Source organism: Bradyrhizobium sp. MI1.10 (genome assembly GCF_055811035.1).
Map to the genome: position 1 here is coordinate 21053 of NZ_JBVVPN010000056.1, position 17804 is coordinate 38856.

Below are 17804 nucleotides of genomic sequence, written 5' to 3' on the forward strand. Positions count from 1 at the left end.
CTGGCTCAGCTGCTGGACTGGACGGAGGCGTCACGGTACCCTGCCGCCGCCATGGCGACGCATCGCCGGTCACGATCGAAGTGCAATGAAGAGGGAACGACAGCCATGGACACGTCACGCCGCATCCTGCTCGCCGGACTGGCGGGACTCGCCGTTGCGCCGACCGCCGCAGGAGCCGCGCCCTCGGCCGCGTCCGACGACGTGACGGTCGCCGAAGAGCGCTTTGCGCGCATGATCGCGGCTGCGCATGCGCCCGACGTCACCTGCGCGCGACAGGCCGAGCGTTATGCGGATGCGCATTGGCCAAACTACGTCGCGGCGGCGCGTTCCGTCATCGAGGCGAGAGCGTGAGGCATTCTCTTTCCTCTCCCGTTGCGGGAGACGGCAACACGAGGTGCTTCACGCCCCCACCGCCCGCCTGACCTGCTCACCGATCTGCGACAGCACGAGCTGCGCCTGCGGCAGGATTGCGCCCATGGCGTGGAAATTGTGGACCATGCCCTCGTGGCAGACGTGCTCGACCGTGACGCCCGCAGCGAGCAGCTTGCGGGCATAGGCATTGCCCTCGTCGCGCATCGGGTCGAACTCGGCGGTGTGGATGATGGCGGTCGGCAGGCCCGCAAGCCGTGTCGCGCGCAAGGGCGAGATGCGCGGATCGGCAGCATCAAGGTCCTCGGGCAGATAATCGGCGAGATCGGCTTCGATCGTGACGCGGTCGATCAGGTGCCCCTCGGCGAACGCCTGCCGCGACGGCGAGGCCTCCTCGAAATCCAGCACCGGGCAGATCAGGCATTGCGCGACGATGGAAAGGCGAGCTGTCTGCGCCGCCTCCTGACACACGATCGCGGCGAGCGTTGCACCGGCGGAATCGCCGCCGAGCACCAGACGTCCGGCGTCGATGCCGAGCGATGCGGCCTCGCGCGCCACCCATTCGGTGGCAGCAACCGCATCGTCCACGGCGGCGGGGAATTTGTGCTCGGGCGCCAGCCGGTAATCGACCGAGACGAGGCGGCAGCCGGTCGCATGTGCCAGCGCCGCCGCGATGCGGTCATGCGTGGCAATGCTGCCGGCAACGAGCCCGCCGCCGTGAAAGAACACGAAGCCGGGCGCGCGATCATCGGCGCCTGCCGGTGAATAGAGGCGATAGGGCAGCGCGCCGCCGGGACCAGGCAGCATGCCGTCGGACGTCGTCACGTCAGGCGCATCGGCGCGCGCAAACTGCATCAGCTTTGCCAATGATTGCCGCCGTGCCTCCACGCTGGGCCGGCTCCGTGCCTGCGGCGCAGCCGCAGCCATCATGGTCAACAAACGCTTTGCGAGCGGATCGAGCGGCATGGTGCTTCCTTTCCCCGTCCGGGAGGGTAACTCACCATTTTCCCGCAGGGAATCATTTAGAAATTGCGCCCAATAGTGGCGCTATAATGCGGCACCACGCCAAGGGAGAGGCCGGTCATGGCCGAGATCAAAAAGCCCATTGCATATTCGCCAAGCTGGACCTTCTTCGAGGGCAAATGGCATGACGGCAATGTGCCGATCATGGGTCCGCGCACGCATGCGGCCTGGCTCGGCTCGGTCGTGTTCGACGGCGCGCGGGTGTTCGAAGGCGTCGCGCCCGATCTCGACCGCCACGTTGCCCGCGCCAATCAGTCCGCCATCAACTTTGGGCTGAAGCCGGTGGTCGATACCAGAACCTGGATGACACTCGCAAATGAGGGCATCGCGCGCTTCGCGCCGAATGCCGAGCTCTACGTCCGTCCGATGTATTGGGCGCAGAACGGCTCGGGCGGCGGCGTGCTGTTCGATCCCGAGACCACTGATTGGTGCCTATGCATCTACGAGGCGCCAATGCCGAAACCCGTCGGCAATGCGATCACGCTGTCGCCGTTCCGCAGGCCCACCGCCGAGTGCGCGCCGGTCGAGGCCAAGGCCGCCTGTCTCTATCCGAACAATTCGCGCGCGCTTGCCGAGGCCGCCTCGCGCGGCTTCCAGAACGCGCTGATGCTCGACATGCTCGGCAACGTCGCGGAGTTCGGCAATTCCAACGTGTTCATGGCCAAGGACGGCGTGGTCTACACACCGGTGCCGAACGGCACTTTCCTCAACGGCGTCACCCGCCAGCGCGTCATCAGCCTGCTTCGCGCCGACGGCGTCACCGTGGTCGAGAAGACGCTGCGCTATGCCGACTTCCTCGCCGCCGACGAGATCTTTTCCACCGGCAATTTCGCAAAAGTCGCGCCGGTGATCCGCATTGACGACCGCGAGCTGAAGCCGGGCCCGCTCTATACGCGGGCGCGCAAGCTCTATTGGGACTTTGCCCATGCGGTGAAGCTGGCGGCTTGAATAGCACTGTCCTAGCTGCGTCGCTTGAACCGGCTGAACTGAAACGCCTGCATCGAATTCCACGGCGTCTGGTGCGCCTCGTTGCGCGTTTCGACGAGCTCGAATCCCGGCCCGAGCTCCGCCGCAAGACTCGCGCTGTCATGACGCTGCACCGGCAAGCCGCTGCATTTCTCGGGGCCGTCGAGTGCAAACGTCGCAATGATGACGTGGCCGCCGGGCGCAACCGCCGACCGCAGCCGCTCGATGTATGCGGTCCTGTCGCGGGAGTCGGTCAGGAAGTGAAACGCCGCCCGATCGTGCCATAGATCGTAGGTCTTTGCCGGGCGCCATGTCGTGGCATCGGCAACGATCCAGTCGACCGTCGAAGCGGCTGCGCCGATCCGCTTCTTTGCAGCGTCAAGCGCATTGGCAGAGAGATCCAGCACGGCGACGTCGCGATATCCGTCCAGCAGGAGAGCATCGACCAGCCGCGACGCGCCGCCGCCGATGTCGAGGATGGCGGCCTCGCGGTCCGGATTGGCCGCCCGGATCATTGCAAGCGAAGTCGCCGGACTGTTCTGAAACCAGCTGACCTCGGCTTCGCCCCTGGTGGCGTAAACATTGTCCCAATGGGTGCTTCGGTCGGACATGCGCGTCCTCCGGCTTGCCGGGAGCCGGCGCAGAGGGACGATCTACTCGTCCTTCTTCGACATCCGCTCGAGGCGTTCCTGCATGTCCTTCATCTGCTGGCGCAGATCGTCGATGTTGCTGTCCTTCGGCGCTTCGGCAGTCGCCTCGGGGGCCGGCTCCGCGGAGCCCGCGGGGCGGGCTGCGCCGGGCGCGAAAGGCTTGAACATCGAGAAGGTCTGCTGGAACAGCTCCATGTTGCGGCGGACCTGTTCCTCCAGCGGCGCAAACGGGGTTCCGGACAGGGAGGTGGCGATCTGTTTGCGGAACTTCTCCTGCTCCTGAGTGAGCGAGGCGATGGCCTGCTCCAGATATTTCGGCACCACCATCTGCATGCTGTCGCCGTAGAAGCGGATCAGCTGGCGCAGGAAGGTGGTCGGGAGCAGGTTCTGGCCGGCCTTGTTCTCCTGTTCGAAGATGATCTGGGCAAGCACGGAGCGGGTGATGTCGTCGCCGGTCTTGGCGTCGTAGACCAGGAAATCTTCGCCGTCCTTGACCATGGAGGCGAGGTCTTCCAGCGTCACGTAAGTGCTCGTTCCGGTGTTATAGAGCCGGCGGTTCGCGTATTTCTTGATGGTGGTGGGTTGGTCTGATTTCGCCATGGGCTCTCACTTGCAAGCGCGGAGAACGGGAACCTGTCGGGCTATGCCGCAGGGCGGGAAGAGTACGCAACGCAACAAAATAAGCATTTTCAAAGGGGTCACGCTACCGTTTTGTGCGCCACGGTTAATCGGGCAGCAAAAACGTGCTTGCGAAAGCGCCAAGAACGCTATTTTGAATGCGCTGCGGGATGAATTCGGCCGCCGGCCGATTGACATGCCTCAACGACGTTAACAGGATGCCGTCCGAGACTGGCGAGCCGTTTCCCCAGCCCCCTCTGCCCCCATTCAACCCAGGAGATGCCCATGTCAGACGATGTCGTCATCGTCAGCGCCGCCCGCACCCCGGTCGGAAGCTTCAACGGAGCGTTCGCAACCCTTCCCGCCCATGATCTCGGGGCCATCGCCATCAAGGCCGCGCTAGAGCGCGGCGGCATCGAGCCCGGCCGGGTCTCCGAAGTCATCATGGGCCAGATCCTGACCGCCGCCCAAGGCCAGAACCCGGCTCGCCAGGCTTCGATCAATGCCGGCATTCCGGTCGAGAGCCCGGCCTGGGGCGTCAACCAGCTCTGCGGTTCGGGCCTGCGCACTGTTGCGCTCGGCTATCAGGCGCTGCTCAACGGCGATTCCGAGATCGTGGTGGCCGGCGGCCAGGAATCCATGAGCATGGCTCCGCACGCCCAGTATCTGCGCGGCGGCGTCAAGATGGGCGCGGTCGAATTCATCGACACCATGATCAAGGACGGCCTGTGGGACGCCTTCAACGGCTATCACATGGGCAACACCGCCGAGAACGTCGCGCGGCAGTGGCAGATCACCCGCGCCCAGCAGGACGAGTTCGCGGTCGCCTCGCAGCAGAAGGCCGAGGCCGCGCAGAAGGCCGGTAGATTCAACGACGAAATCGTTCCCGTCACCATCAAGGGACGCAAGGGCGATGTCGTCGTCAGCGCCGACGAATATCCGCGCCATGGCGCAACGGTCGACGCGATGGCGAAGCTCCGTCCCGCCTTCGAGAAGGACGGCACGGTCACCGCGGGTTCGGCCTCCGGCATCAATGACGGCGCCGCCGTCGTGGTGCTGATGACCGCCAAACAGGCCGCCAAGGAAGGCAAGACGCCGCTCGCGCGCATCGTGTCCTGGGCGCAGGCGGGCGTCGATCCGAAGATCATGGGCTCGGGCCCGATCCCGGCCTCGCGCGCCGCGCTGAAGAAGGCCGGCTGGAACGTCGGCGATCTCGACCTGATCGAAGCCAATGAAGCCTTCGCGGCGCAGGCTTGTGCCGTCAACAAGGATCTCGGCTGGGATACCTCGAAGGTCAATGTCAACGGCGGCGCGATCGCGATCGGCCATCCGGTCGGTGCCTCCGGCGCCCGCGTGCTGGTGACGCTGCTCCACGAAATGCAGAAGCGGGATTCGAAGAAGGGCCTCGCCACGCTGTGCATCGGCGGCGGCATGGGCATCGCGATGTGTGTGGCGCGCGACTGAGATAGTTGGTGCGTCATTTGCGCGTGCGTTGCACACGTGACTGAGTGCGTTGCACGCGATTAAAAAAGCAGCGGTTGCAAATCAAATATTCTTCGCAACCGTACAAGCCTCGACTAAAGAGAAACGCCCGGCTCGATGCCGGGCGTTTTGTTCTTGATGTCCGTCAAACCAACCGCATAATCCACCGTTAAAAACGATCACACAGAAACGTCCGAAGAGTCCAAGGGAAGGAAATACGATATGGCACGTGTTGCATTGGTGACGGGTGGTACGCGGGGCATCGGAGCTGCCATCGGCAAGGCGCTGAAGGCGGCCGGCTACAAGGTTGCGGCGAGCTATGCCGGCAACGATTCGGCGGCGGAGAAGTTCAAGGCCGAGACCGGCATCGCCGTCTACAAATGGGACGTCAGCAGTTTCGATGCCTGCGCCGAGGGCGTGAAGAAGGTCGAGGCCGAGGTTGGCCCAATCGACGTGCTCGTCAACAATGCCGGCATTACCAAGGACGGCGCCTTCCACAAGATGAGCCTCGAGCAATGGAACGCCGTGATCGGCACCAATCTCGGCTCGCTGTTCAACATGTCGCGCCAGGTCATCGAGGGCATGCGTGGACGCAAGTTCGGCCGCATCATCAACATCTCCTCGATCAACGGGCAGAAGGGTCAGTTCGGTCAGGTGAACTATTCGGCGGCGAAGGCGGGCGAGATCGGCTTCACCAAGGCGCTGGCGATCGAGAACGCCAAGGGCGGTATCACCGTGAATGCGATCTGCCCCGGCTACATCAACACCGAGATGGTGCAGGCGGTGCCGAAGGACGTGCTGGAAAAGGCCATCTTGCCGCTGATCCCGATCGGCCGTCTCGGTGAGCCCGAGGAAATCGCGCGCGCGGTCGTGTTTCTTGCCGCCGACGAGGCCGGCGCCATCACCGGCTCGACGCTGACCGTCAACGGCGGCCAATACATGGTGTGATGCGCAGGCATCACGTTCGATCATATCGGTAACTTCGGCATGCCCGGGCTTGTCCCGGGCATCCACGGCCTTACACGTCGCCACGAAAGAACGTGGATGGCCGGGACAAGCCCGCCATGACGAGAGTATGTGGCCGATGACTCCCCGCACTGCGACGCTGATCGGATTGACCGCGATCCTGATGTGGTCGTTACTGTCGGTGATGACGGTGGCGACCGGAAAGATCCCGGCGTTCCAGCTGGCCGCGATGACGTTCGCGATCGGCGGTCTCGTCGGCCTGCTCACCTGGATCGGCCGCGGCTCGGCGGCCAAAAGCCTGCGTCAGCCGCTGGCCGTGTGGATCGTCGGTGTCGGCGGACTGTTTGGCTATCACGCGCTTTATTTCCTCGCGCTGCGCTTCGCGCCGCCGGCTGAAGCCGGCTTGCTGAATTATTTGTGGCCGCTTCTGATCGTGCTGTTCTCGTCGTTTCTGCCGGGCGAGCGGCTGGCCGTGCATCACGTCGTCGGCGCCGTGCTCGGTCTCGTCGGCACCGTGCTGCTGTTCGCTGGGAACACCTCGGGCTTCACGCAGGGACAATTGCCGGGTCTGGCCGCGGCCTTCATCGCAGCCTTCGTGTGGGCGATCTATTCGGTGTTGTCGCGGCGATTGAAGGCGGTGCCGACCGATGCGGTCGCGGGATTCTGCCTCGCCACGGCGTTGCTTGCCGCGCTGATGCATGGCCTGCTTGAAGCCACGGTATGGCCGGACACGACGCTGCAATGGCTCTCCGTCATCGCGCTCGGCATCGGTCCGGTCGGTGCTGCGTTCTACGCCTGGGACATCGGCATGAAGCGCGGCGACATCCGCGTGCTCGGCGCCGCATCCTACGCGACGCCGCTACTCTCGACCGGCTTCCTCATCGCCGCTGGCTTTGCGAAGGCGAGCGCCAACATCGCCATCGCCGCGATCCTGATCGCCGGCGGCGGCTTGATCGCGGCCAAGGACATGGTGTCGAGGAAACGGTGAGGGCGCCGCTAAAGCGCCGGCTGCCAACCCGGCGGCCGATACATCGCCTCCGGAATCTGTCCGAGTTCGGAGCGCTGCAAGCGTTGCGGCGTCAGGCCGTAGAATTCCTGAAAACTGAGAATCAGCGGCCGCCATTTGTCCGGATCGATGCGGTTGGTGGCGCCATCCATCATGATCTCTGGATGCGCGTGCACGCGGGTGATGCGGACCTCGATTGCAGCGAGATTGCCGCGCCAAACCGCGTCGTCCTGTGCCATCTCATGGACATGGGCGACCTTGGCTTCCATCTGCACGGGACACTCGGCCGCACGCGGTGCGGCGACTGTTTCGCCCGGCAGCACGGTTAGTCCGCCACGACCGAACTTGTCCTTCTCGTGCCGATAGCCCCGATAAAGTTTGCCGGGCGGCACCGGATCCGATCCCGTGGTCCGTGCGAGGCGATCGACCACGGGGACGAGATCGGCGGACGGCAGATTGAGCACGCATTCGCCGGTGCGAATCATGTTCTCGGTGGTCTTGGAATTCCGGGCCAGTCCCAGCATGCAGCGCCACCCGACCCACCATGCCGACGACATCGGCGCGAGATTGGAAGTGCCGTCTTCATTGGTTGAGCCGATGAGGACGACGGGCGTGCCGAAATACAAAATGGCCGGGTCGATCTGGACGGCGGTGGGCCCGAGTGTTCCGTGCATCGTGCGCTCCTGTTCGCTGGAAGCGCTGTCCTAAGGCGTGACGCGAACCGAACCCACCCGATTCCAGATTAAGATTCAGGGCTCCCAGCCCTTCGGCGCGAGCTCGAATTTTGCGAACTCGAAGGCGGGCGCCACGGTGCAGCCGACCAGGGTCCACTCGCCGGTGGTCTCCGCCGTCTGCCACGCATCCGCGGGCACGATCGCCTGTGGCCGCTCGCCGTTCAACAGGTCCGTACCGAGCCGTACCTCGTGCTGGGAGCAGCCGTCATGGGCGATACGCAGCGTCAGCGGGCTGCCGGCGTAATAGTGCCAGCTCTCGACAGCATCGATGCGATGCCAGTGCGAGCGCTCGCCACGCGCCAACAGGAAATAGATCAGGGTCGAACGTGACCGGCCGTTGGCGTCCGTGGTCTGGTCGCGAAACGTCTCGCGGTAATGTCCGCCCTCGGGATGCGGGCGGAGTTCGAGGCGCGCGATGATCTCGGCTGCGGTCGGCATCGATTCCCGTCAGGATTTGCTTTTCAAGATTTGATCTTCAGGACTTGTTCTTGCGCTCGCGCAGCTCGCCGAACACCGCGGTGGCATCCGCGCCCTTCATGTGCAGCCTGGCTGCGATCGAGGGTTCATCGGCGCGCAGGAACACGTTTGTCCGCTTCTCGTCGCCAAGCAGCGAGGGAATGGTCGGCTTGTTCTCGGCCCGCAGCCTGGCCACCTCCGCCGCGCGCGCCTGCAGCGCCGCATTGTCGGGGTCGACGGTCAGCGCGAACTTGACGTTGGACGCCGTGTATTCATGGCCGCAATAAAGTTTGAAGTCGTCGGGCAGGGCACGCAACTTCAGAAGCGAATCCCACATCATGGGGTATGTGCCCTCGAACACGCGGCCGCAGCCGATCGAGAACAGCGTGTCGGCGGCGAACAACGCTTTCTCGGTGTCGAACACATAGGAGATGTGGTCGAGCGTGTGGCCGGGCGTCTCCAGTACGCGCCCGAGCAAGCTGCCGACCTTGACGATTTCGGCATTGGCGACGCGCAGGTCGACGTCTGCGATTTTGGTCGTCTTGTCATGCGGCGCGACGACGCGGCAATTGTATTTCTGTTTGAGTTCGGCGACCCCGCCGACATGATCGCCATGATGATGGGTGATCAGGATGTCGGTGAGCTGCCAGCCCTCGCGCTCGAGCGCCCTCAGGATGGGGCCGGCTTCCGGCGCGTCGATCGACGCCGTCGCCTTGGTGTCCACATCATGGATCAGATAACCGAAATTGTCGTTTAAACAGGTGAAAGTACGAATTTCGGCGGCCATGTCATCTCCGATCGCGCTCAGCTCCGTCAGACAAATATGGCGTTAACGTTGCGCAGGCAATGCAATATTCCGCGCGCGGGGGCCGCCTCGTGCATGTTACATTGCGATCATGACCATTGATGTCGTCGACCTCCGCGAGTTCTACTCCCGTCGCCTCGGGATTGTGGCGCGGCAAATGATCAATCGCGGCATTCGGGAGCGCTGGCCGCGCGTCGACGGCCAGCGGGTGCTCGGCTTCGGCTATCCCACGCCCTATCTCGGGTTGTTCCGCGAGGACGCGGAGCGTTGCCTCGCCTTCATGCCGTCGGCCCAGGGCGTCTTGAAATGGCCGACGGGACGGCCGGCGCTCGCCTCGCTGGTGGACGAGTTCTCGCTGCCGCTTCCCGACGCCGCGGTGGATCGCATCCTGCTGGTCCACGCACTGGAAATGTCGGACGATCCGGCCGCGCTGCTGCGCGAGGCGTGGCGCGTGCTGTCGCCGTCCGGTCGTGTGATTGCGGTCATCCCGAACCGGCGCGGGGTCTGGACCCGCACCGACAGCACGCCGTTCGGTCACGGTCGGCCCTATTCGCGCTCGCAGATCACCGACCTGTTGCGCCAGACCTGGTTCACGCCGACCGCTTGGGGCGAGGCGCTGTTCATGCCGCCTTATGCCGGCGGCTGGGTGCTGAAATCCGCACAGATGTGGGAGCGGGCCGGCGCGGCGCTGTCGTTGCCCTTCGCCGGCGTGCACATCGTCGAGGCGACCAAGCAGGTCTACCGCGCGATCCCCGCCAAGCGCGAGCGGGCGCGGCTGATTCCCTCGCTGGCGAAGCCGGTGCTGGTGCCGTCCTCGACGACGGCGACGCGCGGCTAAAAACAAATCGTCCCGGACATGCCGGGACGATTCAGGTCAGGGTATCTGGCGCAAGATAACGTGTGAATGCGGCTTACTCGCCGGGAGCCACTTCGTCGCTCGAGGCGGCCGGAGCGGCTTCGCGCTCGGGGCGCGGGCCATTCGGGCGGCGGCGCCGCCGCGGAAAGCGCTCGCCACCACCACCACCCTCGAACCCGGCCTGACCGGGCGCGCCACCGCTCACCTGCGGCTGCGGGCCGGTGATGAAGGAGGGCAGACGATCGACGCTGACGGCGTCGGCGACGACGGGCTGGGGCTGGTTCAGCGGCAGCGGTTGCGGCTGTGGCTGATATTGCGGCTGCGGACGATGGTCGCGTTCGCGATGCTCGCGCGGCTGCTGGTTGTCGCGCTGATAGTGGTTGTCGCGGGGCTGATGATCACGCGGTTGATGATCGCGCTGGCCGTCGCGGTCGCGTGTGAAGGGCTGCGGTGGCGGCTGTGGGACAAAACCCGGCTCCTGGCCGAAGTTCGAGAAATTCTCGCCATCGTCCTCGCCGTCGTCGCCGCTGCTGTTGCTGATGGGCTCGTCGCCGCGTGGCTGCTGGTTCTGCCGGAACTGTTCCTGAGCCGTCGCGATCAGGCGAAAATAATGCTCGGCATGCTGGTAGTAGTTCTCGGCCGCAACGGGGTCTCCGGAGGAGCGCGCGTCGCGCGCAAGCTGGAGATACTTTTCAGCAATATGCGAAGCCGTGCCGCGGATCTTGATGTCGGGTCCGTTGGACTCGTAGACCCGGGTCATCGGGTTCTGGCCGCGCCGGTTATTATTGTTGTTATTGTTATTATTATTGTTGTTGCGGTTGCGCATCCGCTGCTTGTTCTGACCGTTTCTCATGTCCTGCCTTTAATTCCAGCCCTAAAGGTTGCACGCATTACTGATTGCCGAGAGTGACCTGATGACAGCGGTTCACATCGCTTGCGCGCAACCGCACGCAAGAGCGGATTGATCCCTGCCGATGTTCGTCGACCGTCGCGTTCAACAAAAGACGCGTTCCCCACCGCCAGCATCCATCGCCAGCGAACCCATTCATATCGCCTGCCGAAACAAGCCCTGCTTTGTTGCGTAAGTCTTCAAGCGCAATATCAGGCTTTCGTTCACGTTGCGGTCGGTAAGCAGCGCAGCTCAAATGGCCATCGCGCTCAACAGGACCTGCGGCTTGGAACCATTATCAGTAAGCTCTCGCCCGAGAGCCCGGCTTTCGCCCGTAGGTCTACGGGGCCGGCACCGATGTGTTGATCGGAAGGTAGTCGTTCCCAAGGGATATTCCAAGAGGTTTTTTGCAGCCCAATCCGGCTTTTATGGGGGCATTTTCCGGGCCGAAACCGCCCGGGGAATGCCCGCCAGATCGGCCTTGGGCGGCCTGTCCACGACTAACGCGGCAGCCGTCATCAAGGTTTCAATATTTCGGGCCTGGCCCTGTCCGGCCTCGACGATCAGTGCCCCGCCGGGGGCGAGACGTTCGCTCGCCTGCGGGATCAGGGCGCGATAGGCGTCGTAACCGTCATTGCCGCCGTCGAGCGCCAGATGCGGATCGTGCTCGCGCACCTCGATGCTCAGTTTCGGAATTTCCGCCGACGGGATGTAGGGCGGGTTCGACACGACGAGGTCGAACGGGCCGCGGAGCGCCGCTGCATAGGAGCAGGCGACGAAGCTGGCGCGGTCGGCGAGGCCCAGAGCCGCGGCGTTGTCTCTGGCGGTCTTGAGCGCGGTCAGACTGAGATCGGTGCCGACGCCGAAGGCGCCGGGAATTTCGTGCAGCAGCGCGAGCAGGATGGCGCCGGAGCCGGTGCCGATATCGGCGATGCGCATCTGATGGGAGGCTTGCCGCTCGCGAAAGATTTCGAGTGCCAGCTCGACGACGGTCTCGGTGTCCGGCCGCGGCACCAGGGTGGCCTCGGACAGCTGGAACGGCAGGCCCCAGAATTCCCGGGCGCCGAGAATGCGGGCGACCGGCTCATGCGCGAGCCGGCGTTGCGCATATGCTTCCAGCCGCGCAGCCTCTTCAGGTGCGAGTTGCCGGGCCGCCTGCGTCACCATGCCGGTCAGATCAAGCCTCAGCGCAGCCCCGATGAGCAGGCGCGCATCGAGGGCGGGCTGCTCGATGCCGGCCGATTGCAGCCGTGCCGTAAGCGCGCGCCGCGCACTCTCGATGCTATGTCCGGGATCGAAATCTGTCGCCAATGGAACCATCCTGCCTGGCATCGTGGATAGATCGGCTGGCTTGCTTGCGTCAACGGAAAGGAGCGCGTCAGATCCCGCCTCGCAATGAAGGAGGGTCCATGACGCCCTACGACGATCAGAACGTCTTCGCAAAGATCCTGCGCGGCGAGGTCCCCTGCTTCGAGGTTTTCCGGGACGACCACAGCCTCGCCTTCCTCGATATCATGCCGCGTTCGCCCGGGCACACGCTGGTCGTTCCCCGGGCGCCGGCCCGCGGCATCCTCGACATCGCGGATGACGACCTCGCCGCGGTCGCCCGAACCGCCAAGCGAATCGCGATTGCCGCGATGAAGGCGTTCGACGCCGAGGGCATCATCCTTCAGCAGTTCAGCGAGCCCGCCAGCGGTCAGGTGATCTTTCACCTGCACATGCACGTCATGCCTGTCAGGGCCGGAATCGAGCTGCTGCCGGCGCAGACGCACAAGGAGGACATGACGGTGCTCGCCGCTCACGCCAGGCGAATGATCGCCGCACTCTAGACGCCGAGATAGCGCTGGAGCAGCTCCGGCTGGGCCTTAAGCTCCCACGCCGGCCCCTCGTGCACGATATGTCCGTTGTTGATGATGTAGATCCGCGTCGCCAGCGCCAGCGTCGCCGCCAAATTCTGCTCGACCAGTACGATGGTCTGGCCGGCGGCGGCGAGCTCGCGGCAGGCCTTGACGAGATCGTGGACGATGACGGGCGCGAGTCCTTCGAACGGCTCGTCCAGCAGCACGATCTTGGGATCGCGCACCAGCGCCCGCGCGATAGCGAGCATCTGCTGTTCGCCGCCGGACAGCTCGGTGCCGCGGTTGCTGCGCCGCTCCTTTAGCCGCGGAAACATCTCGTAAATGCGGTCGAGCGGCCAGCGTTTCGGCGCAGTGATGCCGGCGAGCAGGATATTCTCTTCCACCGACAGGCTGCCGAAGATGCGGCGTTCCTCGTGCACGAGCTGCATGCCGGCCTGGGCGATTCTGTGGCTCTTTCGCCCGGCGATATCAATGCCGTCGAACTTCACGCTGCCGCTACGCGGCGTCACGACGCCCATCAGGCTCTTCAGCGTCGTGCTCTTGCCGGCGCCGTTGCGGCCGAGCAGCGCCACCACCTCATGACGCTCGACGCGCATAGCGACGTCGAACAGGATGTGGGAGTCGCCGTAATAGCTGTTCAGGCCGTTGACCTCGATCAGGCTCATGCGGCGATCTCTCCGTGAACTCCGCCGAGATAGGCTTCCTGCACGGCAGCGTTGGCCTTGATTTCCTCCGGCGTGCCGTCAAGTAGCACCTTGCCTTCCTGGAGCACTGTCACGCGCTCGACCAGCTCGAACAGCGAATCCATGTCGTGGTCGATGATGATCATGGTGCGCCCGCGCGCGATCGATTTGAGCAGCTTGACGGTCTCGACGCGCTCGCGTGGGCTCATGCCCGCAAGCGGTTCGTCGAGCAGCAGCAGGCGCGGCGAGGTGGCGAGCGCGAGTCCGATTTCCAGTCTGCGCTTCTCGCCATAGGCGAGCTCGGATACCGGCGTATCGGCACGGCGGCTCAAATTGACGAGGGCAAGCGTGTGCTCCACCTGCTCGGTCAGGCCCTTGACGCTGGAGAGCTTGCGGAACAGGTCGAGCCGGAATTTTCCACGCAGCTCGGCCAGCGCGGCGATCGTCAGGTTCTGCCGCACCGTCAACCCGGTGAAGAGCTGGTTGACCTGGTAGCTCTTGGTGAGGCCGAGCTGGCAGACCTCGGTGATCTTTAATCCCGTGATGTCGCGCCCCTCGAACACGATCTGGCCGGAGCTCGGCGCGATCTCGCAGGTCAGCATTTTGAAGAAGGTCGATTTGCCGGCGCCGTTGGGGCCGATAATCCCGCGCAGCTCGCCCTGATTGACGCTGAAATCGATGTCGCTGTTGGCGACGAGGCCGCCATAGCGTTTGGTCAGGCCGGTGGCCTTCAGGATCGGCCCGGAATAGGCGGGATGCTCGACTTCCTTGGCCTGCATCGGAGCCGGTGGGGGTTGCAGCGCGGCCGCGGCGTCAGCGGCCTCCTGGTCCATCTCCGCGTCCGTCTGCTTTCGCTTTCCCGAGACGAGGCGGTAGAGATCGGCAAGACCGCCGATGATGCCGCCGCGCAGGAAGCAGACCAGCAGCACGAACACGACGCCGAGCACCAGCTTCCAGGCCGCGCCGAGGCCGAGCGCCGACTGGAGGAAGTCCTGAAGGAAGAGCCAAACGGTTGCGCCGACCAGCGGTCCGAACAACGTTCCCCTGCCGCCGATGGCCGTCTGCATCACGAGCTGGCCCGAGGTGTCGAAGGTGAAGGCGTCGGGCGGCATGAAAGCTTGGAGCACGCCGAGCAGTCCGCCGGCGAAGCCCGCATAAGCGGCTGCGATCACGAAGGCGGTCAGCTTGTAGCCATGGATGTTGTGGCCGACGGCCGTGGCGCGCAGCGGATTGTCGCGGATCGCACTCAGAATCGCGCCGACCGGCGAGCGCACGATCCTGAGGGCGATGACGACGCCGACGAAGTAGCACAGCGCGATGAACTGATAGAGCGACCAGCCATTGGTGAAGTGGATGGAGGTGAAGCCGAGATCGAAGCTCGGCGTCGGCACGCCGGGCAGGCCGTTTTCGCCGCCGGTGAAATCGGAAAGCGGATTGAACTCGACGAAGAAGAACACTTCCGCGATCGCCACGGTGATCATCGCGAAGTAGATGCCGGTGCGGCGCAACGCGATCAGGCCGATCAGATAGCCGGTCGCGGCGGCCGCGATCATGCCGATGACCAGCGCACCCAGCACGTTGCCGAAACCCGCGCGCGTCAGCAGGTAGGCGGCGACGAAGCCGCCGGTGCCGTAGAAGGCGGACTGGCCGAACGAGAGCAGGCCGGTGAAACCGAACAGGATGTCGAAGCCGAGCCCGAACAGGCCCCAGACCAGGATCCTGTTCACGGTATTCGGCGCGAAGCCGAGATGAGGCAGCACGAAGGGGGCTGCGATCAGGCCGATCGCAGTCAGGGCTTCGATCAGAAACGGGCGTTGCTTGAGCATCAGGTGATCGCTTACTCGCGGCCCTGGACGCCGAGCAGGCCATGCGGTCGTACCACGAGTACGAGCGTCATCGCCGCAAACAGCATCACATAGGCGTAGCCGGGGTTGAACATGGAGGTGACGCTGATGATCTCGCCGGCGATCAGGCCGCCGAGAATCGCGCCGGGGAACGAGCCGACGCCGCCGATCACGACCACCACGAAGGTCTGGACCAGGATGTCGTCACCGATGCCCGGTGTCAGCGACACCACCGGCGCGTTGACGATGCCGGCAAAACCGGCGGCCATTGCGCCGATGCCGAACACCACCATGAAGACGCGATAGACATTGATGCCGAGCGAATCGACCATCACCGAATCCTCGATGCCGGCGCGCACAATCATGCCCAGCCGGGTCCGGTAGAGGACGATGAACAGTGCGCCGAGCGCGACCGCGACGATGCCGACGACGGCCAGGCGGTAGGTCGGATAGAACATGAAGCCGAGATTGGTGATGCCCTGGAATAGCGCCGGCGGCGGCACCAGCTGCGACTGGCTCGAGAAGATCAGGCGCACGAGCTCGACGAAACAGATGCCGAGCCCGAACGTCACGAGCAGCTGATCCTCGTGCGGACGATGATAGAAATGGCGGATGATGACGCGTTCCATGAGAACGCCGAGCAGCATCACGAACAGCGAGCCCGCGATCACCGCAAGGATGAACGATTCCGTGTACTGATAAGCGACGAAGCCGGCATAGCCGCCGATCATGAACATCGCGCCGTGCGCGAGGTTGAGCACGCCGAGCGTGCCGTAAATGATGGTCAGGCCGGAGCTGATCAGCGCGAGCAGGGCGCCGAGCGCGAGCCCGTTGAAAAGCTGTGAAACGAGGTTGGGCCAACTTAGCATGCGACAATCGCTGTTGTGGCGCGCGAGGGTGCGCGTCCAAAAAAGGGTGACGCCGCAGGACCGGAGTGCAGTCCGCGGCGTCACAGGAATTAGCGAGGTCTCAGCTGTAGTCGCCGAGATGGCAGCCGAAGGCGTCGGGCTTCTGCATCAGGCCGTCGCCCGGGACGATCTCGACGACGTCGTACCAGTCTTCCTTGTTCTTCATGTCCTTTTGCTGCTTGCCCTTGACGATGATCACCGGGCGAACGCACTGATGGTCCTCGGGACGGTAATGCACGTCGCCGACGAGAGAGGGGATCGTCTCGCCTTTCTCGTAGGCCTTGATCACGTCGGGCGGACTGAAGCTGCCGGCCTGCTCGCACATGTGCGCCCAATGCGCGAAGCTGACATAGGCGTTCTCCGCGCCCCATTCGGGCTTGTAGCCGTACTTCTTCTCGAAGGCTTCGTTGAACATCTTGGCCAGCGGGAATTTGTCTTCGATGGTCCACCAATAGTCGGTGGCGGCGTAGACGCCTTGCATCAGGCCGCCGGTCTCGCGCGCGATGAAAGGCACCTGGTACGGCACGACCAGCTTCATCTTGTCGAGCACGCCGAACTGCTTGGCTTGCTGGGTCGACAGCACGGCGTCGTGACCCCAGTTGACGTTGATGAGCACGTCGGCGCCGGAATTCGCGACGTTCAGCAGGTACGAGGAGTAGTCGGGGGCGCCGAGCGGGGCGACCTGGTTGGTCACGGTGGTCCAGCCGGCCGTCGCGAGGAAGTCCTGCATCGACTTGGTAACGGTGTGGCCGTAGGTGTAGTCGGGCGTCAGATACGCCGCCTTCTTGCCCTTGCCGAACTCACGTACCATCACCGGGCCGATCGCTGCAGCCGCAGTCTGGCCGTAGAAGTTCTGGCGAAAGCCGTAGCGGACGCAATCCTTGCCAGTGGTGTCGTTCGAGCCGGAAATGCCGCATACGAAAATCACATGTTCGCGCTGGGCGAGCTTGTTCAGCGCCACCGCAACGGCGCTCGACGTGCCGCCGGTGATCATGATCGCCTTGTTCTCGCTGATGAAGCGCTGCTGCGCCTGCACCGCCTCGTTCGGCTTGGCCGCGGAATCGGCGACGCCGAACTTCAGCTCCTTGCCGAGTACGCCCTTGCTGGTCTTGGGCGAGATCTTCTTTATCAGCTCATGGCCTTCATTGATGTGCTCGATCGCGAGCTGGTAGCCCTTGAGCTCGTCTTCACCCTGCACGGCATAGGTGCCGGTGCGCGGCACCGAGATGCCGATGAAGGCGGTGGAGCCCGAAACCCCCGCGGGGTAGGAGCCGATCGCCGGCTTGTCCTCGGCAAACGCCGGCATTCCCGGCAGTACCGCGCCGCCGATGAGGCCCGCGGTGGTCTGAAGCAGGCCACGGCGCGAGAGGCCGCGGCGGACGAGATTGTCAGTCATGATCGTTTCCTCCGAACATCGTTGTTGTTTGCAGGCAAAGCACGACCTGTCCGGCGGCGGCCGGCCTCGAGGGCCTGCCCGCGCCGGGCACGTCACATCCGCGTGTAGCTCCTGGGCGCAAGCATTGCTTGTGAACGCCTTCTGTCAATTTCGTCTTTGGTCGAACGCCGAAAATTATCTCGTGAAAACATATCGTATCACGATATATATTAGCCTTTATGATGGGGTGGACGCCCCGCCGACGGCATCGATGTGCCAAAGTGGAGGTGTTTAGCACCACTTAAGGGAGGCGTC

The 17804-nt window shown here is 64.2% G+C and carries 19 protein-coding genes; 7 read left to right on the forward strand and 12 right to left on the reverse strand.

Annotation, left to right across the window (positions count from 1 at the left end; genetic code table 11):
- Nucleotides 1–105: 105 nt before the first annotated feature.
- Entirely contained in the window at nucleotides 106–351 is a 246-nt protein-coding gene (locus AC0L3K_RS35530) for a hypothetical protein (protein ID WP_354063361.1), read from the forward strand.
- A gap of 48 nt (nucleotides 352–399) precedes the next feature.
- Here AC0L3K_RS35530 and AC0L3K_RS35535 read toward each other — a convergent pair whose 3' ends face one another.
- On the reverse strand, nucleotides 400–1335 hold the full coding sequence (locus tag AC0L3K_RS35535; RefSeq protein ID WP_354200602.1) for an alpha/beta hydrolase: 936 nt from the start codon (nucleotides 1333–1335) through the stop codon (nucleotides 400–402).
- 117 nt (nucleotides 1336–1452) lie between these two features.
- Here AC0L3K_RS35535 and AC0L3K_RS35540 point away from each other — a divergent pair, with 117 nt between their 5' ends.
- Complete coding sequence (locus tag AC0L3K_RS35540; RefSeq protein ID WP_473367758.1) at nucleotides 1453–2340, forward strand: branched-chain amino acid aminotransferase; 888 nt, start codon at nucleotides 1453–1455, stop codon at nucleotides 2338–2340.
- A gap of 11 nt (nucleotides 2341–2351) precedes the next feature.
- Here AC0L3K_RS35540 and AC0L3K_RS35545 read toward each other — a convergent pair whose 3' ends face one another.
- Together AC0L3K_RS35545 and phaR are read right to left on the reverse strand one after the other, a co-directional pair.
- The gene (locus AC0L3K_RS35545; RefSeq protein ID WP_473367759.1) at nucleotides 2352–2969 is read right to left on the reverse strand and encodes a class I SAM-dependent methyltransferase; all 618 of its coding nucleotides are present in this window, start codon (nucleotides 2967–2969) and stop codon (nucleotides 2352–2354) included.
- 42 nt (nucleotides 2970–3011) lie between these two features.
- Nucleotides 3012–3608, reverse strand: coding sequence for a polyhydroxyalkanoate synthesis repressor PhaR (gene phaR / locus AC0L3K_RS35550; RefSeq protein ID WP_007599149.1), 597 nt, complete (start codon nucleotides 3606–3608; stop codon nucleotides 3012–3014).
- Between the two features lie 303 nt (nucleotides 3609–3911).
- Here phaR and AC0L3K_RS35555 point away from each other — a divergent pair, with 303 nt between their 5' ends.
- The 3 genes from AC0L3K_RS35555 (at nucleotide 3912) to yddG (ending at nucleotide 7062) form a co-directional block, all read left to right on the forward strand.
- Nucleotides 3912–5090: an acetyl-CoA C-acetyltransferase gene (locus tag AC0L3K_RS35555; RefSeq protein WP_007599150.1), complete on the forward strand. Its 1179-nt coding sequence runs from the start codon at nucleotides 3912–3914 to the stop codon at nucleotides 5088–5090.
- 240 nt (nucleotides 5091–5330) lie between these two features.
- A complete protein-coding gene (phbB, locus tag AC0L3K_RS35560; RefSeq protein ID WP_473367760.1) occupies nucleotides 5331–6056 on the forward strand; it encodes an acetoacetyl-CoA reductase in 726 nt (241 codons plus the stop codon).
- 136 nt (nucleotides 6057–6192) lie between these two features.
- Nucleotides 6193–7062, forward strand: coding sequence for an aromatic amino acid exporter YddG (yddG, locus tag AC0L3K_RS35565; protein ID WP_007599152.1), 870 nt, complete (start codon nucleotides 6193–6195; stop codon nucleotides 7060–7062).
- 8 nt (nucleotides 7063–7070) lie between these two features.
- Here yddG and AC0L3K_RS35570 read toward each other — a convergent pair whose 3' ends face one another.
- The 3 genes from AC0L3K_RS35570 to gloB form a co-directional block, all read right to left on the reverse strand.
- A complete protein-coding gene (locus AC0L3K_RS35570; protein WP_473367761.1) occupies nucleotides 7071–7754 on the reverse strand; it encodes a flavin reductase family protein in 684 nt (227 codons plus the stop codon).
- A 75-nt stretch (nucleotides 7755–7829) separates the two neighbouring features.
- Nucleotides 7830–8252 carry a cupin domain-containing protein gene (locus AC0L3K_RS35575; RefSeq protein WP_007599155.1) on the reverse strand — a complete coding sequence of 141 codons (423 nt, stop codon included), beginning with the start codon at nucleotides 8250–8252 and terminating at the stop codon, nucleotides 7830–7832.
- Between the two features lie 37 nt (nucleotides 8253–8289).
- Nucleotides 8290–9057 (reverse strand): hydroxyacylglutathione hydrolase, encoded by a 768-nt coding sequence (gene gloB, locus AC0L3K_RS35580; protein WP_473367762.1) that lies wholly within the window; start codon nucleotides 9055–9057, stop codon nucleotides 8290–8292.
- Nucleotides 9058–9166: 109 nt separating this feature from the next.
- Here gloB and AC0L3K_RS35585 point away from each other — a divergent pair, with 109 nt between their 5' ends.
- Nucleotides 9167–9913 (forward strand): class I SAM-dependent methyltransferase, encoded by a 747-nt coding sequence (locus tag AC0L3K_RS35585; protein WP_354159944.1) that lies wholly within the window; start codon nucleotides 9167–9169, stop codon nucleotides 9911–9913.
- 73 nt (nucleotides 9914–9986) lie between these two features.
- Here AC0L3K_RS35585 and AC0L3K_RS35590 read toward each other — a convergent pair whose 3' ends face one another.
- Entirely contained in the window at nucleotides 9987–10784 is a 798-nt protein-coding gene (locus AC0L3K_RS35590) for a DUF4167 domain-containing protein (protein WP_007599159.1), read from the reverse strand.
- Between the two features lie 462 nt (nucleotides 10785–11246).
- Entirely contained in the window at nucleotides 11247–12140 is an 894-nt protein-coding gene (prmC, locus tag AC0L3K_RS35595; RefSeq protein WP_473367763.1) for a peptide chain release factor N(5)-glutamine methyltransferase, read from the reverse strand.
- An 89-nt stretch (nucleotides 12141–12229) separates the two neighbouring features.
- Here prmC and AC0L3K_RS35600 point away from each other — a divergent pair, with 89 nt between their 5' ends.
- Nucleotides 12230–12649, forward strand: coding sequence for an HIT family protein (locus AC0L3K_RS35600; RefSeq protein ID WP_219679439.1), 420 nt, complete (start codon nucleotides 12230–12232; stop codon nucleotides 12647–12649).
- On the opposite strand, the gene AC0L3K_RS35605 is transcribed toward AC0L3K_RS35600, so the two are convergent.
- The 4 genes from AC0L3K_RS35605 to AC0L3K_RS35620 all read right to left on the reverse strand — a co-directional run bounded on the left by AC0L3K_RS35605 (nucleotide 12646) and on the right by AC0L3K_RS35620 (nucleotide 17510).
- On the reverse strand, nucleotides 12646–13344 hold the full coding sequence (locus AC0L3K_RS35605) for an ABC transporter ATP-binding protein (protein ID WP_473367764.1): 699 nt from the start codon (nucleotides 13342–13344) through the stop codon (nucleotides 12646–12648). The genes AC0L3K_RS35600 and AC0L3K_RS35605 overlap by 4 nt on opposite strands.
- Complete coding sequence (locus AC0L3K_RS35610) at nucleotides 13341–15188, reverse strand: branched-chain amino acid ABC transporter ATP-binding protein/permease (RefSeq protein ID WP_007599167.1); 1848 nt, start codon at nucleotides 15186–15188, stop codon at nucleotides 13341–13343. Before AC0L3K_RS35610 ends, AC0L3K_RS35605 begins: the two co-directional genes overlap by 4 nt.
- A gap of 11 nt (nucleotides 15189–15199) precedes the next feature.
- Entirely contained in the window at nucleotides 15200–16075 is an 876-nt protein-coding gene (locus AC0L3K_RS35615; RefSeq protein WP_473367765.1) for a branched-chain amino acid ABC transporter permease, read from the reverse strand.
- A 100-nt stretch (nucleotides 16076–16175) separates the two neighbouring features.
- On the reverse strand, nucleotides 16176–17510 hold the full coding sequence (locus AC0L3K_RS35620) for a substrate-binding protein (protein ID WP_473367766.1): 1335 nt from the start codon (nucleotides 17508–17510) through the stop codon (nucleotides 16176–16178).
- Nucleotides 17511–17804 lie beyond the last annotated feature (294 nt).

Excerpts from the sequence above, each read along its gene's own strand:
- AC0L3K_RS35555 (WP_007599150.1), top strand. The coding sequence starts at position 3,912 with ATGTCAGACGATGTCGTCATCGTCAGCGCCGCCCGCACCCCGGTCGGA.
- AC0L3K_RS35535 (WP_354200602.1), bottom strand. The coding sequence starts at position 1,335 with ATGCCGCTCGATCCGCTCGCAAAGCGTTTGTTGACCATGATGGCTGCG.
- AC0L3K_RS35600 (WP_219679439.1), top strand. The coding sequence starts at position 12,230 with ATGACGCCCTACGACGATCAGAACGTCTTCGCAAAGATCCTGCGCGGC.
- gloB (WP_473367762.1), bottom strand. The coding sequence starts at position 9,057 with ATGGCCGCCGAAATTCGTACTTTCACCTGTTTAAACGACAATTTCGGT.
- AC0L3K_RS35570 (WP_473367761.1), bottom strand. The coding sequence starts at position 7,754 with ATGCACGGAACACTCGGGCCCACCGCCGTCCAGATCGACCCGGCCATT.
- AC0L3K_RS35610 (WP_007599167.1), bottom strand. The coding sequence starts at position 15,188 with ATGCTCAAGCAACGCCCGTTTCTGATCGAAGCCCTGACTGCGATCGGC.
- AC0L3K_RS35545 (WP_473367759.1), bottom strand. The coding sequence starts at position 2,969 with ATGTCCGACCGAAGCACCCATTGGGACAATGTTTACGCCACCAGGGGC.
- AC0L3K_RS35585 (WP_354159944.1), top strand. The coding sequence starts at position 9,167 with ATGACCATTGATGTCGTCGACCTCCGCGAGTTCTACTCCCGTCGCCTC.
- prmC (WP_473367763.1), bottom strand. The coding sequence starts at position 12,140 with ATGGTTCCATTGGCGACAGATTTCGATCCCGGACATAGCATCGAGAGT.
- AC0L3K_RS35620 (WP_473367766.1), bottom strand. The coding sequence starts at position 17,510 with ATGACTGACAATCTCGTCCGCCGCGGCCTCTCGCGCCGTGGCCTGCTT.
- AC0L3K_RS35575 (WP_007599155.1), bottom strand. The coding sequence starts at position 8,252 with ATGCCGACCGCAGCCGAGATCATCGCGCGCCTCGAACTCCGCCCGCAT.
- yddG (WP_007599152.1), top strand. The coding sequence starts at position 6,193 with ATGACTCCCCGCACTGCGACGCTGATCGGATTGACCGCGATCCTGATG.
- phbB (WP_473367760.1), top strand. The coding sequence starts at position 5,331 with ATGGCACGTGTTGCATTGGTGACGGGTGGTACGCGGGGCATCGGAGCT.
- phaR (WP_007599149.1), bottom strand. The coding sequence starts at position 3,608 with ATGGCGAAATCAGACCAACCCACCACCATCAAGAAATACGCGAACCGC.
- AC0L3K_RS35540 (WP_473367758.1), top strand. The coding sequence starts at position 1,453 with ATGGCCGAGATCAAAAAGCCCATTGCATATTCGCCAAGCTGGACCTTC.
- AC0L3K_RS35590 (WP_007599159.1), bottom strand. The coding sequence starts at position 10,784 with ATGAGAAACGGTCAGAACAAGCAGCGGATGCGCAACCGCAACAACAAT.
- AC0L3K_RS35605 (WP_473367764.1), bottom strand. The coding sequence starts at position 13,344 with ATGAGCCTGATCGAGGTCAACGGCCTGAACAGCTATTACGGCGACTCC.
- AC0L3K_RS35530 (WP_354063361.1), top strand. The coding sequence starts at position 106 with ATGGACACGTCACGCCGCATCCTGCTCGCCGGACTGGCGGGACTCGCC.
- AC0L3K_RS35615 (WP_473367765.1), bottom strand. The coding sequence starts at position 16,075 with ATGCTAAGTTGGCCCAACCTCGTTTCACAGCTTTTCAACGGGCTCGCG.